The organism is Chryseobacterium luteum (genome assembly GCF_000737785.1).
GTDB lineage: Bacteria > Bacteroidota > Bacteroidia > Flavobacteriales > Weeksellaceae > Chryseobacterium > Chryseobacterium luteum.
Window position 1 is genome coordinate 1 of sequence record NZ_JPRO01000025.1, and the last position, 15,846, is coordinate 15,846.

General features: G+C 38.6%; 16 protein-coding genes and 1 pseudogene. 11 read left to right on the forward strand and 6 right to left on the reverse strand.

The window, feature by feature from the left end; genetic code table 11:
- Nucleotides 1-373: hypothetical protein (locus IX38_RS23275; protein WP_034707631.1), on the forward strand; the 373-nt coding region annotated here is incomplete at its 5' end.
- Nucleotides 374-668: 295 nt separating this feature from the next.
- On the opposite strand, the pseudogene IX38_RS19475 reads toward IX38_RS23275, so the two are convergent.
- The 3 genes and pseudogenes from IX38_RS19475 to IX38_RS19485 all read right to left on the reverse strand — a co-directional run.
- Nucleotides 669-1,061 (reverse strand): annotated as a pseudogene (locus tag IX38_RS19475) (DUF6705 family protein); the annotation flags it as partial.
- Nucleotides 1,062-1,200: 139 nt separating this feature from the next.
- Nucleotides 1,201-1,506, reverse strand: coding sequence for a hypothetical protein (locus tag IX38_RS19480; RefSeq protein WP_131368724.1), 306 nt, complete (start codon nucleotides 1,504-1,506; stop codon nucleotides 1,201-1,203).
- Nucleotides 1,506-2,555, reverse strand: coding sequence for a hypothetical protein (locus IX38_RS19485; RefSeq protein WP_034707634.1), 1,050 nt, complete (start codon nucleotides 2,553-2,555; stop codon nucleotides 1,506-1,508). Before IX38_RS19485 ends, IX38_RS19480 begins: the two co-directional genes overlap by 1 nt.
- A 164-nt stretch (nucleotides 2,556-2,719) precedes the next feature.
- Here IX38_RS19485 and IX38_RS19490 point away from each other — a divergent pair, with 164 nt between their 5' ends.
- Together IX38_RS19490 and IX38_RS19495 are read left to right on the forward strand one after the other, a co-directional pair.
- The gene (locus IX38_RS19490) at nucleotides 2,720-3,100 is read left to right on the forward strand and encodes a helix-turn-helix domain-containing protein (RefSeq protein WP_034707635.1); all 381 of its coding nucleotides are present in this window, start codon (nucleotides 2,720-2,722) and stop codon (nucleotides 3,098-3,100) included.
- Nucleotides 3,101-3,261: 161 nt separating this feature from the next.
- A complete protein-coding gene (locus IX38_RS19495) occupies nucleotides 3,262-4,002 on the forward strand; it encodes a DUF6261 family protein (RefSeq protein WP_034707636.1) in 741 nt (246 codons plus the stop codon).
- A 196-nt stretch (nucleotides 4,003-4,198) separates the two neighbouring features.
- Here the strand turns inward: IX38_RS19495 and IX38_RS19500 are convergent, their stop codons facing one another.
- Both IX38_RS19500 and pdhA read right to left on the reverse strand, forming a co-directional pair.
- Entirely contained in the window at nucleotides 4,199-5,812 is a 1,614-nt protein-coding gene (locus IX38_RS19500) for a pyruvate dehydrogenase complex dihydrolipoamide acetyltransferase (protein WP_034707637.1), read from the reverse strand.
- A 90-nt stretch (nucleotides 5,813-5,902) separates the two neighbouring features.
- Nucleotides 5,903-6,904: a pyruvate dehydrogenase (acetyl-transferring) E1 component subunit alpha gene (gene pdhA, locus IX38_RS19505; RefSeq protein ID WP_034707638.1), complete on the reverse strand. Its 1,002-nt coding sequence runs from the start codon at nucleotides 6,902-6,904 to the stop codon at nucleotides 5,903-5,905.
- A gap of 124 nt (nucleotides 6,905-7,028) precedes the next feature.
- On the opposite strand from pdhA, the gene IX38_RS19510 reads away from it, so the two are divergent.
- The 3 genes from IX38_RS19510 to IX38_RS19520 are packed head-to-tail and all read left to right on the forward strand — an operon-like array spanning nucleotide 7,029 to nucleotide 9,937.
- The gene (locus tag IX38_RS19510; protein WP_034707639.1) at nucleotides 7,029-7,631 is read left to right on the forward strand and encodes a phosphatase PAP2 family protein; all 603 of its coding nucleotides are present in this window, start codon (nucleotides 7,029-7,031) and stop codon (nucleotides 7,629-7,631) included.
- Between the two features lie 8 nt (nucleotides 7,632-7,639).
- Complete coding sequence (locus IX38_RS19515) at nucleotides 7,640-8,125, forward strand: BlaI/MecI/CopY family transcriptional regulator (RefSeq protein ID WP_034707640.1); 486 nt, start codon at nucleotides 7,640-7,642, stop codon at nucleotides 8,123-8,125.
- An 18-nt stretch (nucleotides 8,126-8,143) separates the two neighbouring features.
- On the forward strand, nucleotides 8,144-9,937 hold the full coding sequence (locus tag IX38_RS19520; RefSeq protein ID WP_051884930.1) for a DUF4153 domain-containing protein: 1,794 nt from the start codon (nucleotides 8,144-8,146) through the stop codon (nucleotides 9,935-9,937).
- A gap of 282 nt (nucleotides 9,938-10,219) precedes the next feature.
- Here the strand turns inward: IX38_RS19520 and IX38_RS19525 are convergent, their stop codons facing one another.
- Nucleotides 10,220-10,594 (reverse strand): RNA recognition motif domain-containing protein, encoded by a 375-nt coding sequence (locus IX38_RS19525; RefSeq protein WP_034707641.1) that lies wholly within the window; start codon nucleotides 10,592-10,594, stop codon nucleotides 10,220-10,222.
- Between the two features lie 313 nt (nucleotides 10,595-10,907).
- Here IX38_RS19525 and IX38_RS19530 point away from each other — a divergent pair, with 313 nt between their 5' ends.
- From IX38_RS19530 to IX38_RS19550, 5 genes are all read left to right on the forward strand, one after another.
- On the forward strand, nucleotides 10,908-11,111 hold the full coding sequence (locus IX38_RS19530; protein ID WP_034707642.1) for a helix-turn-helix domain-containing protein: 204 nt from the start codon (nucleotides 10,908-10,910) through the stop codon (nucleotides 11,109-11,111).
- A gap of 63 nt (nucleotides 11,112-11,174) precedes the next feature.
- Entirely contained in the window at nucleotides 11,175-11,585 is a 411-nt protein-coding gene (locus IX38_RS19535; protein WP_034707643.1) for a DUF6157 family protein, read from the forward strand.
- Between the two features lie 95 nt (nucleotides 11,586-11,680).
- Nucleotides 11,681-12,073: an acyl-CoA thioesterase gene (locus IX38_RS19540; protein WP_034707644.1), complete on the forward strand. Its 393-nt coding sequence runs from the start codon at nucleotides 11,681-11,683 to the stop codon at nucleotides 12,071-12,073.
- A complete protein-coding gene (locus tag IX38_RS19545; RefSeq protein WP_034707645.1) occupies nucleotides 12,070-12,630 on the forward strand; it encodes a helix-turn-helix domain-containing protein in 561 nt (186 codons plus the stop codon). The genes IX38_RS19540 and IX38_RS19545 overlap by 4 nt, the downstream gene beginning before the upstream one ends.
- Nucleotides 12,631-12,984: 354 nt before the next feature.
- Entirely contained in the window at nucleotides 12,985-15,843 is a 2,859-nt protein-coding gene (locus IX38_RS19550) for a heavy metal translocating P-type ATPase (protein WP_034707646.1), read from the forward strand.
- Nucleotides 15,844-15,846 lie beyond the last annotated feature (3 nt).

Below are 15,846 nucleotides of genomic sequence, written 5' to 3' on the forward strand. Positions count from 1 at the left end.
TCTTTCACAGCAGGATATAGGATCCACCGTTCACTATTGTTCTTCATCATCAGTTCCTGAGAGCGGATGCCGAATTCTATATATTCTGGTGAGACAGCTTTCCCTGCCTTTCTGCTTTTTATCAGGGCTTTCTTTGTATGTATGCTGCTGTAGAGGCTGTCATATTTTTCAAGCAGGTTTCTGTATCCCTGAGGATAATTTACTGGTCCACCATTTTGGATGTAAAGGTTTGAAACAAAGACGGAGTTTCTACAGGAGTCTGGATCAGCTCGTCTTCCGTCCTACAGGAGTGCAGGAGTGCAGGGAAAAGGTTGCGGCGGCCAGAAAGGCCAGCCGGAAGATAGAATTTTTCTTCATGCATTTTGTGTTTTAAAGTTGTTAAATATAGTAATTTTTTATAATCCCAAAGATGTGAAAAAAAATAAACCATTAATACCTTATTTTTAAGAACACTCTATAACAGCAGAGACTGTCTCACATTTGACAGTCTCTTATTGTTTAATTTTATAATTCTCTTAGTGGTGTTTCTTGCCACTTCAAATTGTTATCTTTGTTGCATACAAGATTTGCCGTATAAAAATTAATTAGCACTTAAAATTAATAGTAAAGATATTTCTTACGTTTTCATTGGTCATACTTGCATAAAAGTATCTTTCGAGGGCCTTCTCTTATTGTTTCGTTAATATAATATCTTGTGGTATATCTATAGACCAATCTGTTGGTTCTTGCCCAGGAAAGATAAATCTTGCTCCTTCTTGATTTTTCACCTCTGTTATCTTTATGTGTGTAGCATCTACATAAGTTATTTTCATTCTTATTCCCTTATTTTTATGACTCATAAATAAAACCAATAAATTAGTATCATCATTATCAGTATTTCCTACAGAAGATTGTTTTTCATCAATAAAACCAGTATTATTAAAAGGAGTTGAGTCTTCCATAATTTGTCCATTTTTATAAATTTTATGGAATCCTATTAAGGAATCTAAAAGAGTATGAGTATCATTTTTAAAAGGTTGTGTATTAATTTCTTTTTTCAGTATCAATATAAAACCATTATCAGTATTTCCCCACTTTCATGTACCTACAAATTTATCTATATAGGGATCCGAAATATGTGTTTGAGCTCTACAGTTATTCATACCAACAAACATTGATAAAAATAATATTAAATTAACTATATTTTTCATTTTATATTTTTTAATTACATGGTTTAGGGATTATATTTCCATCTTTTAATCCAAGTTCTTCCCAATTGTTTGATTTATTTGAACCTTTTAATATTTTTAATCCGGATTTTTGATCAGAAAGAAATTTTACAAAGCCTACTTCATTGTTTGCAGATAAGCCATTTTCTTTAATGTTATAGATTTTATAATTTGTATTCCCGTAAAGATCAGTATATTTTTGATCAATCTGTCCATTACTAAGAAAATGCTCTGTAAAAGCAGCAAATTTTATTGGATCATCTATCACCATCATATACTGTGTTCCAGAGGCTGTCACTAGTCCATAATAAATGTATTAATATCTTTTATCTTTCCTTTAGCGTAAATTACAGAAAGTGACGCCAGGTCTGCAGGTGAAAATATAGATAATAACCCGGAATAATGAGAATGAATAACACCATCAATTTGCTCTGAGATACTAAAATCTATTCCACCAGTACCGGATTCTCCTTCTACCGATGTACTATTAATCTGACCTCCTGATTCTTTAAGTATTTGTCCAAATTCTTTGGTAGAATTAACCTTTGTTTTCAATCCTTCAAAAAGATCTTTAGTCTTATCATTTTTACCAATTTTTTTGCTCTTTTCACATGGGTCAGCATCATTAGAGTTATTAGGGTTTTCCCCACTACCTCCGTCTCCACAGTTTCCATACACCCCGCAATCTCCACCTATTACTCCGGGGTCTGAACCACCACCACCTTGCCCTGGAAGATAAAGATTAGGATCACCTTTCGGACCATTGGGATGGGGAACGTGGATAATCACTTCACCGGTATCACATGGCTCTTCTCCTATAAATCCGCAGTTACCTCCTTTACTCATAGCCTGATCACTCAGTATCTTTTTGCTGTATGCCAGGCGGAATAGATCAATTATTTCTTTATAATAGGCACCCTGAGTATCCATTCTCCAAAATTCCAATTCGGATTCCTTATTTTTAAGGATACCCGCTTCTATTCCGATAACCTCTTTGCCTTTAGCTACCGGGTAAAGAATCCACCGTTCATTCCCATCTTTCATCATCAGCTCCTGAGAACGGATGGTAAGTTCTACATATTCTTCCGATACCGATTTTCCCAGGATATTGTTTTTCAGAAAGGCTTTCTTTGTGTAGGCACTACTATATATACTGTCGTATCTTTCCAGCAGAATTTTATATCCCCGGGGATAGTTTACAGGTTCCCCATTCCGGGAAGTAAAGACCTGAAACCTGTTCACCGTCTCCTGAGGAGTTTGAATCAGCTCGTCTTCCGTCCTACAGGAGTGCAGGGAAAAGGTTGCGGCGGCCAGAAGGACCAGCCGGAAGATAGAATTTTTCTTCATGCATTTTGTTTTTTAAAGTTGTTAAATATAATTATTTTTTATAACTCTACAAATATGTGAAATAGTCTACAATGCACAAAATCTGTTTTCGCATAATTTTACCCGAAATTCGGGTAAGTTTTTATGAGGAAATTATTTTTATATTTGTGTAAAATAAAAAAGACATGACCAACAACGTGGCAGAAAAAATAAAGAGACTACGAAAGTCTAAAGGATTTTCTCAGGAAGATATGGCTGAAAAACTACATATTTCCCAATCTGCTTATGCAAGGATAGAAACAGGAGAAAGCCATTCTTGGGCTGCACATATAGAAAAGCTAAGTGAAATTTTTGAAGTAAAACCTGAAAATTTTCTTACCGATGAAACTAATAATCTGGAACAAGAAAATACAGATCAAAAAGGCGGAATGGCTTTTCAGTTTGTAGGAACTATAAATACCATCAATTCCCTTTCAGAAAAGATAACAGAATTATACGATGAGCGCATCAAAGAACTGAAAGACCAGATAGAATACTGGAAAAGCCAGGCGCAGGACAAAAACTAATCCTCCATCTTCCCGGAAAGCCTGCGGTACCCCCGCAACAGATTTTCTGGGAACCGGGAAACCGTCTTTCAGCCCTGCAAAGAACTTTCCGGAAAGCGGGAAGCCCTCCCGCACCTTCTCAGCACAATTTCCTCAAATAAAACACAATAAACATTTTAAATATGAATGCAATTGAATTAAAATTACTTCGTAATGCAGAATACCTGCAATACATAAAAGATTTTGCCGGAATCATTAACCTGAACCATCCTGAATTGCTAGGGATTGAAAGTAAGTTATCTGTATTTACAACCAAAACCGGGGAACTGGAAGCCCTTTACAAAAAAGCGCTGGCCAGCGAAAAGACACGGGAACTGCTTGTGCTGGACGAAAAAAGAGATAATGCCATCAATGGGATCTTCTATTTCCTCCTCTCCCACAGCTACCATTATGAAAGCATCCAACAGCAGAATGCACAGATCCTGCTTGACAATATGGCTCTCTACGGAAGCGGGATTGCCCGTATGAACTACCAGGCAGAAACAGCCACTCTCAACAATCTCCTGCGCGACTGGGAAAGCAAGCCGGAACTGGCCAACGCCGTGAATGCCTTCGGCCTCTCTGCATGGGTAGATGAGCTGAGAAATACCAACACGGAATTCAGCTCGAAATACCTCTCCCGTACCCAGGAATACGGCGATGCCACCCCGGAAACCATTAAAACTAAAAGAGAGGAAACCAATACGGCTTACTATGCCCTGAGAGACAGGATAGATGCCCTCCACCTGCTGGTAGAAACTCCTCCTTCACCATACACAACCGTAATTAATCAGCTGAATGCCCTCACGGACCAGTATAATGTGCTGCTTGTGAACAGAAAGGAAACACCGGATAACGGAACGGGACAGGATCCTGTTGTTTAACAGATCAAAAGTTGGGTGTTTTTTTAACGCAAAGTTTTTATAAAAAGCCTTTTAGTTTTAAGGGAAGCAAAGGGTTAGTGGTTTCACCACTGATTAAGCGGATGATAATATGTATTCGCTTAATTGAACCGACTCACTTATAATACAAAAAAACCTCTCAAAGCGAGAGGTTTTTATTATTTTACAATCCGGGCTGTTACAGTAACAGGGTTAAAGGACTTTCCAGATATGTTTTTAAAGTCTGTAAGAATTGGGCTCCCGTAGCACCGTCTACCACTCTGTGGTCGCATGCCAGTGAAAGCTTCATAATGTTTCCTACCACGATTTGACCGTCTTTTACGATCGGTTTTTCAACGATCGCTCCTACTGAAAGGATGGCAGAGTTCGGCTGGTTGATGATACTTGTAAATGTTTCGATTCCGAACATACCCAGGTTTGAGACTGAGAATGTAGAACCTTCCATTTCATTAGCTTTAAGACCTTTGCTCTTAGCTCTTGAAGCCATATCTTTTACCGCTGCAGAGATCTGAGTGTAGTTCATCTGGTCTGTATTTTTAAGTACAGGAACCACTAACCCGTCAGGAATAGCTACTGCCACACCCACATTAATATTTCCTCTGTGGATGATCTTATCACCTGCCCAGCTTGAATTCACCTGAGGATGTTTTCTTAAAGCAACAGCAGTCGCCTTAATGATCATATCATTGAACGATATTTTAGTATCCGGCAGAGAATTGATTTCTTTTCTGGCCTCAATCGCTTTATCCATATTAATCTCCACCATCAGATAATAATGAGGGGCAGAGAATTTACTTTCAGCAAGACGTTTTGCAATAATATTTCTTACCTGAGAGTTTGGCGTTTCGGTATCTTCACCCTGAACAAAGCTCAATGCAACCTGAGCTGCTGCCGGAGCAGAAGAAGCCGATTGGGCCTGTGCTTTGGAAGGCTGATAGTTTTCGATATCTTTTTTAACAATTCTTCCGTTTTCTCCTGAACCGTTAACGCTGTTGATGTCAACACCTTTGTCCTGAGCCATTTTCTTAGCTAACGGGGAGATGGCTACCCTGTCGGAAGATGAAGAATTTGCTGCCGGAGCTGCTTTTTCTTCTGCTTTGGCTTCAGGTTTCTGTTCAGCAGGTTTCTCAGAGGGCTGTGTAGCTGCTTTTGGAGCACCTACAGCGGAAACATCTGTTCCTTCCGGACCGATGATCGCCAATACTGAATCTACCGGAGCGGCACTGCCTTCTTCTACACCCTGCTTCAATAATACCCCGTTGAATTCAGATTCAAAATCCTGAACTGCTTTGTCTGTTTCGATCTCAGCAAGAAGATCTCCTTCTTTTACCGTATCGCCTACATTTTTATGCCATTTTGCCACCTTACCTTCCGTCATAGTATCGGAAAGTCTCGGCATTGTAATCATTTCTACACCTGCAGGAACTTCCGCAGTGGTCTGCTCAATACTTGTAGCGTTATTTTCTGTTTTTGATTCTTCCTCAGTCTTTTTCTCTTCAGAAGTACCTGCGGCAGGAGCAGCGGCTCCGCCAGTCAGTCCTGAAATATCCTCTCCTTCATTCCCGATAATCGCCAAAACAGAATCTACAGCAGCAGCAGCGCCTTCTTCTACACCGATATATAAAAGAGTACCTTCCATCTCAGATTCGAAATCCTGAACAGCTTTATCTGTTTCAATTTCGGCTAAAATATCTCCTTCTTTTACTTTATCTCCTACTTTTTTATGCCATTTTGCCACCTTCCCTTCCGTCATAGTATCCGAAAGGCGGGGCATCGTAATTACTTCTGCCATAATTTATTGTATTGTTTTTTTTAATATGATGATGTCATGATAGAAAGAGTGAATTTTTCACATCATCTACCACCAGACCAGCAAATTATTTTAGTTTTCTAATTGATCTAAGAATGGATAGTTTTCCTGAGCATAAACATATTCGTAAACTTTGTCCGGATCCGGATATGGAGAGTTTTCCATAAATTCGATGCACTCTTCTACAAAATCTCTTGACTTACTGTCAACGGCTTCCAATTCTGCTTCAGTAGCCCATCCGTTCTGCAAAATTCTTTGCTTTACAAGCTCCATCGGGTCATCATTCTTGTGAATGGCTACCTCTTCTTTGCTTCTGTAAGGCTCGGCATCGGACATAGAGTGTCCTCTGTATCGGTATGTTCTGGCTTCAATGAAGGTAGGCCCGTCTCCTCTTCTTGCTCTTTCGATCGCTTCGTACGCTGCTTCGGCTACTTTTTCAGGATCCATTGCATCTACGGCAAGGCAAGGCATCTCGTATCCTAAACCTAATTTGTAGATATCTTCATGGTTGGCTGTTCTTTTTACAGAAGTTCCCATCGCGTACTGGTTGTTTTCCACTACAAATACTACAGGAAGTTTCCAGTTCATCGCCATATTGAATGTTTCGTGAAGCGATCCCTGTCTTGCCGCCCCGTCTCCGAAGAAGCAGATATTTACAGCTTTTCTGTCAAAATATTTATCTGCAAAAGCAATTCCGGCTCCCAAAGGAATCTGTCCGCCCACGATACCGTGACCGCCATAGAAACGGTGCTCTTTACTGAAAATGTGCATAGAACCACCCATACCTCCGGATGTTCCGGTAGCTTTACCGCAAAGCTCAGCCATGATTCTCTTCGGATCTACTCCCATCGCCATTGGATGGATGTGGCATCTGTAAGCAGTAATCATACTGTCCTTCGTTAAATCCATTGCATGCGTGAAGCCGGCAGGAATAGCCTCCTGACCGTTATACAAATGTAAAAAACCTCTGATCTTTTGTTTTAGATAAAGAGAACGGCATTTGTCTTCAAACCTTCTCCACATAGTCATATCTTCATACCACTTCAGGTATACCTCTTTAGAAAATTCTTTCATGTGCTAGCTCTTGCTTTTTTATGATGAATATTTGAGCAAAATTATAAAAAAAACTTTGTTTTTATCGTATACATAGCAATTGTTTTTTTGCTTATAGTGTTATATTTGAATTTTAAACTTAAACATGGAAGAAAAACAGCCTGTGGCAGTACGTAAAATTTCAAAAATCATCTCGGATTTTTTCAATCCGCTGGTCTCTTTATTTATCTTCTTCATTTATATGAGTGTAAAGAAGTATTCACTGGAAGAGTCTCTGCTTTATTTTGTTCCTTTATTATTAATGATCATTGTACCGGTAGTGATCTGGCTGGTATGGAATGTAAGAACGGGAAGATATACGAATATGGATGTTTCCGACCGTATTCAACGGAAAACGCTCTATATTTTCATTGCGGCCTGTGTGGTCACGTATCTTATTTTCAACTATTTCAGAAACGGATATATTGATCTTATGATGCTGTTTATCCTGATTTTAATTTTCACTATGCAGATCAGTAATTTCTATATTAAAAGTTCGATGCATACGGCTTTTAATGTATTTGTTGCGGCGTTATTTTTCACACTGGACTGGAAAGCGGGAATGGTATGGCTGGGGATAGCCGCTTTGGTGGGAACGACACGGGTTATTTTAAAAAGACATACGGTAAAAGAAGTATTTATGGGTGCCGGAATAGCATTTGTGGTATCTTTTATTTATCTTTATTGCAATATACAATTTCAACATTAAGACATTCTATGAAAATAAATCATCTTACCGGTGCTGAGGAGAATTTTATGAAGCTGTTTTGGAAGCTTGAATCTTTTTATCTTAAAGACATCATGGAGCAGCATCCTGAACCGAAGCCGCACCAGAACACCGTTTCTACCTACTTGAAAATACTGGTGGAAAAAGGTTATATCACTACGCAGAAAGAAGGAAGGATCTTCAAATACACAGTTGTGGTTCCTATGGAAGAATACCGGAAATTCCTGCTGAAAGAGCTTGCTCATAATTTCTTCAATGATTCGGGAAAGGAAATGATGGAGTTTTTATTCGTTGAAAAATTAATATCCCAGGACGATCTGAAGAATTATTTTGACCTTAAAATTGAACTTGTTCCTGCAAAAATGGAAGAACCTAAATTTGAATATGCAGAAGAGGTCTTAAATCCTAAAAAAGTTAAAAAGGACAAAACAAAAGACAAGGATAAGGACAAAAAGAAAAAGAAGAAAAAAGACTAAGCACAAAATACACGAATCATGAAAACGAAATTCCGGGAAATAACAGGAAAAGCACAGGATGTTATACTGCGCTATCCTATGGTTTTAGTAATGGGACTGCTCTCCTCCATCGGAGCCATCTTTATACTGGACAGTAAGTATGACAAGGAAATTCTGTTTACTTATTCTAAATTTACCATCTGCTGCTGTCTTGGGATTTCCTTGATGTTTGCCCTAAAGATTCTTTCACAAAGGATCGGAAAAAGACTGTTGCTGGAGCTATTGGGAACAGCTTTCCTGATAGGCTTCTTTTTCATTCTGCCACAAAAAGAGGGAGATTTCAACGAGGTCCATGGCTTCATCATTGCCATTACTCTTCTGTTGTCCCATCTACTGGTTTCTTTCGGGGCATTCCTGGGAAAGAACGGGGCGCTCAATTTCTGGCAGTACAATAAGAATCTTTTCGTTAATATTTTCCTGACAGCCGTATTCACCGGAGTATTGACAGGCGGTGTAGAGCTGGCGATCCTTGCGGTTGATAAATTGTTCGATTTTAATTTCAACGATAATCTTTATGCTGACACGTTCTATGTATTGGCTATTTTCGGAAGCTGTTTTATTTTCCTTCTGTTCAACGAGACTGGTCTTAATTATCTTGAAAAATACGGGACCTATCCTGTTATTTTAAAATTTTTCACCCAGTTTGTACTGATTCCGCTGCTCTTTATCTATTTAATGATTCTTTATCTTTATTCATTTAAAATCATCATAAATTGGGAGCTTCCGAGGGGATGGGTTTCTTACCTGATCTTAGCTTACAGTATGGTCGGCATCCTTGCTTTGCTGCTGGTATATCCGCTGAAAGAAGAAAAAGCAAAATCGTGGGTTAAAGTATTTTCCCAGCTTTTCTATTATACCATCATTCCTTTACTTGTTCTTTTATTTACAGCCATATTTACCAGGATCCTGGAATACGGCTATACAGAACCCCGATATTTTGTATTCTTGCTGGCACTATGGCTGCTGAGCGTGGTTGCTTATTTTGTCTTCAATAAAAAAGCAAGTATCAAATTCATCCCGATAAGCCTGTTTGCATTCGGTGCTTTCTCGCTGATCTTTCCTTATTTGAATGCATTCAGTGTTGCAAAAAGAAGCCAGAAAAACGAACTGATAACACTTCTGGATAAGAATAAGCTTTTGGTGAACAGTAAAATAGATTTTCAACAGAAAATATCGGATACAATTGTTGATGAAATTGCCAATAAATTTGAATTTCTAGCCAAAAGAAAAGAGAAAGATTTTTTACTGGACCTTGTTGATCCAAAAACACAGAAAAGTCTGGCAGATGATTTTAAAAAGCCTTATTATAATATATTGCTGAATAACAGTCTCAGAAATGCATTTACGAATATGTATAAGACTTCAGCCGATTCAAAAACCGAACGGCTTGTCCTGGATTCTGAAACCAAAATAATAGACATCCGGGGTTATCAGTATTTAATTAATTTTAACAGCTATAGCCAGGAGTCTAAAAATATTAACGGAGATATATTTCAGATAGATACCCAGTCGGAGGTTAATAATGAAAAGGCCATAAAAATAGTCCTTAATTCCAAGGAAACAGTGGATTTTAGCCCGGCAATGAATAAATTATTCGAAAGCAATACCGGTAACACCGAAACTGTAAAACTGAAAGAAATCTCTATGGAAAGCGATCTTGGAAAATACCACATCAAAATTGTTTTCCCGAATATTTCAAGGGATAAAACTCCGTACAATAAGCAAAAAAACACATTCTACGACAATGCTGCATTGCTGATTAAAGAAAAATAGACACAAGGCTGTTTCATTACTTATGAAACGGCTTTTGTATACTTCTGCTTTTCAACTTTGCTATATTTTTTTCACGCAAGAATTAATTCGATAACTTATATAAAGGATCCAAAGAAGGAATCAATCCTTTATTGATTTGATTGAGTAAGCGCGTAGACATATTAGTTAGTTTAAGTAATCCGCAAAAAATGTCCCTTTCTAAAATAGGCTGAATAAACAACGTATTTTAAAAAGGGACAAATAATACATAAAAAAAGCGGCTAAAAAAGCCGCCTTATATTTTTACCAACGGTTTCCGCCGCCGTTACCACCACGGTTGTTTCCACCACCGCCGTAGCCGCCGCCTCCATTACCACGGTTGTTTCCACCGCCATAACCTCCGCCTCTGTTGTTGTCAAAGCTTCTTCTTGGTTTTTCTTCTCTTGGTTTAGCTTCTGATACGTTCAACTCTTTTCCGTTAAATTCTTTCTGGTTAAGAGCCTCGATAGCCTGCTTTCCTTCTTCATCACCCATTTCTACAAAACCGAAACCTCTTGAACGGCCAGTTTCTCTGTCTGTAACAATTTTAGCTGATGATACATCACCAAATTCTGCGAATAGATCGTGCAACTCATACTCTTTAGTTGCGTAATTGATGTTTGAAACAAAAATGTTCATTTTGAATAAAAATTAAAAATTAATAAAAATTTGGTATATAAAAGAAAAACAACATAAATTAATGAACAAATATTGATTCCAAATATAAACGTATGCAAGATACAATTAAAAATTTTAAATCAAAGCTTTTTTTTAAGCCTAGGCTATACTTCAAAGGATTTCAAGTCATTTTTTATTGATTATCAATAAAAAAAAATTCTTATTTAATAAAATTTTATTGATATTTGCTGAAAGTTAAAATTAGTTAACATAATAAAAAAACGGCTGAATAAGTATAAAAATGACCAGCAATTGTAATGATAAATATAACCCTATGTCTATTATAATAAACCTTGATGTGATGATGGCCAAAAGAAAAATGTCATTGAACGAGCTCTCGGAAAGAATAAATCTTACCTTATCCAATATCTCCAATCTGAAAACAGGGAAAGCGAAGGCCATACGTTTCAGTACACTCGATGCCATATGCAAAGCACTGGACTGCCAGCCCGGTGACATTCTTGAGTTCAGGGAGTAATCCGGATTTGAAGCTTAGGTTTCTGCTACTGCTTAATTTACATTAATCTAATCACAATATGTTATGAAACATACTACAAATTACACCAACACCTTTATTGAAGTTGCCGAAGACTGTCCTGTCTCCCAGGCTGAGACACCATCTGAAAAGAAAATAAAGACATTGGCACAGCTTCAGTACGAACAGGTCATAAAAAAACCCTATCGGTATACTTCTGATGATATTGTTTTTGAATGTCATGCCATAAAAAATGACATTCCGGAAAACGAAAAGCAACAGGCAAGGATACAGTTTTTCTCCAAGGGACAACCCTGCCTCAGGGCTTCCCCGCTGGCCAAACGTTATGGATTCGGATTCCATCATAATGAAGAAGGAAAAGTAGCAGCCGTCCCTGTTGAAAGCAAAGAATATCAAAAATTTTTAGATGATGACTCTATAAAAAAGGTAAAAGCCATGCGCTCCAAGAAAATATGATTGAGAAAATGAATCGTTTTCTTCAGATCAGTAAATACAGTTTTCTTGATAAACCCGGTTTTTAACACTAAATTTGTGAAGCAAATTATTAAAGCATGAACTATCATACCAGAAAATGGGTGAAGCCCGAAGATCTTAATCCCAATCATTCACTTTTCGGAGGGAGACTTTTACAGTGGATCGATGAAGAGGCAGCACTTTACGCCATCATTCAGCTGGAAAACACAAAAGTGGTTACCAAATTCATTTCAGAGATCAATTTTGTAAGCTCTGCAAAACAGGGAGATATTATAGAAATCGGGATTGAAGCCTCACATTTCGGATCTTCATCCGTCACCTTAAAATGTGATGTAAGAAACAAAATGACTCACCAGACCATTATTACGGTAGACAAAATTGTAATGGTGAATCTGGACAGTGAAGGAAATCCTGCGCCACATGGAAAAACACAGATTGAATTTGTAAAAGACAGACTAGGCAGGCTATGAAAATTTTCATCAAAAATATGGTGTGCAACCGCTGTATTTCCGCGGTGGAAAAAATATTCAGTGAAGCTGATATAACTATAAGTTCCGTTACGCTGGGAGAAGTCGAGACCGTAACTGATATTTCCGCTGAAAAAATGCCGGCTATAGAAAAAAGTCTTCTGGATACAGGCTTTGAGAGGATCAAAGATTCTGTCCAGCAGCTTGTCGATAAGATTAAAAACAATATCATTATTAAGATCAGCGAGCTCGATATTGATGAAAACTTTCTTCTCTCTGAGTTTTTAAGTTCAAAAATCCATAAAGACTACAGCTCCCTTTCCAAAGCTTTTTCGCAGAACGAAAATATCACGCTTGAACAGTTTTTCATCCTTCACAAAATTGAAAAGGTAAAAGAACTCCTTCTCTATAATGAATTTACCCTTACAGAAATTGCCGGAAAGCTCGGCTATAAAAGTGTCCAGCACCTTTCTTCCCAATTCAGAACCATCACAGGATTTACGCCTACGGAATTCAAGAAACTGAAAGATCATCAGAGGAAAACCTTGGATAGTTTTTGAGTTTGAGAGTAAGAGTGTGGGAGAGTTTGAGAGTGAGAGTGTTTTAGAGTTTGAGAGTTTAGAGTATTTAACTGCGAAATTAGGGATCAGAATTCAGCATTATAAATCCAAATGTAGCAATGAGCAAGCCTTTAAAAACACCCACATCTCTGTAACATCAATACATACATTCAAGCCTCTCTCCGAACTCTCCTACCCTAAAACACTCTCACCCTCAAACTCTAAAACCCTCCCACTCTCCAACCCCAAAACCCTCCCACTCAGAACACATTCCAAATTCTATAACTATTATCCTTAAATGTATAACAGCCTTACCGATTCATTTTGGAAATTTGTACTATAAATTCAAGGATCATGAACAGACAATATACTATACTCGGGATGACGTGCTCCGGCTGTCAGAAAAAAATTTCTGAAAAGCTTAACAGTCTTGAGGGAGTTACCGCCGATGTCAATCTGGAAACCAACATAGCAACCATCACTTCCGATAAAGAAATTGAACTTTCAGTTTTAAATAAAGCTTTAGAAGAAACAGGAAAATACAGGCTGGAAGACCCAAAAAAGCCTCAAACAACATTTGTAAAACCCCAGGACAGGGTTTCTCCGTCTTCAGTCTATTACTGCCCGATGGAATGTGAAGGGGAAAAAGTTTATTTTAAGCAAGGTGAAAGATGCCCGGTTTGTAATATGTATCTTGTTCCCATCGAGGAAAAGCATGCCAAAGATCCCAATCATAAGCCAGCCTATTCGTCTACCAATCTGCCGGAAAATTTCATAGACAGCATCGGAAGATACTACTGCCCGATGTTCTGTGAAGGAGATAAGATCTATGATGAAAAAGGCAATTGCCCGGTCTGTCATATGCATCTTGAAGAAATCACGGAAGATCTTGCCAAAAATGCAGCTTCTCAGAGCCATCAGCATACTCATCATCACGATCACAGCCATCACCATGAAACTCCGAAAGTGACGGATGATATGGCCGGAAAATATTACTGTCCGATGTATTGCGAAGGCGACAAAACCTATGACTCCAATGTAGGATGCCCTGTCTGCGGAATGGATCTGGTAAAATATCCTGAAAAGAAAACAGCAAAATATACCTGCCCCATGCACCCGGAAATCATCCATGATGAGCCTGGAGACTGCCCGATCTGTGGAATGGACCTGGTAAAAGTGCCCGACAGTGGAGATGATGATGAAGATGAAACATACAATATTCTGAAAAGGAAATTCTTGGTTTCCCTTGCCTTCACCATTCCGGTTTTTATTCTTTCTATGGGCAGAATGTTCATCAATTTCCCTTTTTCCCATGAGATACAGGGGTTTATTGAGCTTGCCCTGACGCTTCCGGTGATGTTTTATTCCGGGTGGTTTCTGCTGAAAAGAGGCTGGGTTTCATTCAAAACATGGAATTTAAACATGTTCAGCCTCATTGCTTTAGGTGTTGCAGCAGCATTTATCTTCAGCATTGCTGCTTTGGCTTTTCCTGATATAATTCCTCATGAAATCAGAGGTCACAATCATGAAATTCCACTATATTTTGAGGCAGTCTGTGTGATTTTAACGCTTGTAATTGTAGGACAGCTGATGGAAGCCGCCGCTCATAAAAAAACGGGAAATGCCATCAAAGAACTGATGAATCTTTCTCCTGATGAAGCTCATCTTATCTTAAACGGAGAAGAAAAAAGAGTATTGCTTTCCCAGGTGAAAATCGGAGATCTTTTAAAAGTGAAACCTGGTGAAAAAATTCCCGTTGACGGAAAGATCACGGAAGGAAATTCTTTGGTTGATGAAAGTATGATCACCGGGGAACCTGTACCCGTAGAAAAAACTGTTGATGATAAGGTTACTTCAGGAACGATCAACGGAAACAGGGTATTCATCATGAAAGCTGAAAAAGTAGGTGACGAAACCCTTCTTTCAAAGATTATTAAAATGGTGAATGAAGCCAGCCGAAGCAGGGCCCCGATACAGAAACTGACGGACAAGGTTTCCAAAGTTTTTGTTCCCGTTGTCATCCTGACTGCTGCTCTTACCTTTGTTTTATGGCAGTTTTTCGGACCGGAAGGCAAAAGAAGTTTATTTGCATTTGTAAATGCGGTTGCAGTTCTCATTGTCGCCTGTCCGTGTGCCCTTGGACTGGCAACTCCAATGTCCCTGATGGTAGGAATCGGGAAAGGAGCCCAAAGCGGTATCCTGATCAAAAATGCAGAAGCATTGGAACAGATGAACAAAGTCAATGTTCTGATTACCGACAAAACAGGAACTTTAACAGAAGGAAAACCGTCTGTTGAACATATTGAAACGTCAGGAAACGGAGGCATAAACGAAATTTTAAAACTGGCGCTTTCCCTTAACCAAAACTCGGAACATCCGCTATCCAATGCGGTTATCAAAAGAGCAAAAGAAGAAAATCTGACCGCTGAAAAGGTAGATCAGTTTGAAAATATCTCAGGAAAAGGAGTCCGCGGAAACATCAATGGAAAAAAGGTTTATTTAGGGAATGAAAATCTTCTGGCCTCCAGCAGCCTGTCTATTCCCCAGGAATTAAAGCAGAAAGCTGTGGAAGTGCAGTCGAAGGCACATACCATTTCTTACGTTGCACAGGATAAAACAGTATTAGGTTTTATCAGCTTTACGGATAAAATTAAAGAGACTTCCAAAAAAGCGGTTCAACGCCTGATGAATGAGGGAATTGATGTGATCATGATGACCGGAGACAACGAACATACAGCTAAAGCGGTTGCTGATGAACTGGGGATCAGACATTATAAAGCAGGCTGCCTTCCGGAAGACAAACTGAATGAAGTAAAAAAACTGCAGCAGCAGGGTAAAATTGTAGCCATGACCGGAGACGGGATCAACGACTCCCCTGCTCTGGCACAGTCTGATGTAGGAATAGCCATGGGAACCGGAACGGATGTGGCTATGGAAAGTGCAGAGATCACCTTATTGAAAGGCGATATTTTAGGAGTAGCAAAAGCTAAGCTGCTAAGTGAAAAGCTTCTTAAGAATATTAAAGAAAATCTGTTTTTTGCATTTATTTATAATGTGCTGGGAATTCCTGTAGCGGCAGGATTATTGTATCCTTTTTTTGGAATATTATTATCTCCTATGATTGCAGCAGCAGCAATGAGCGTCAGTTCACTCTCCGTTATTCTGAATTCATTGCGTCTGAACTCTGTAGATCTGGATGCTGATACAAAATAAAAC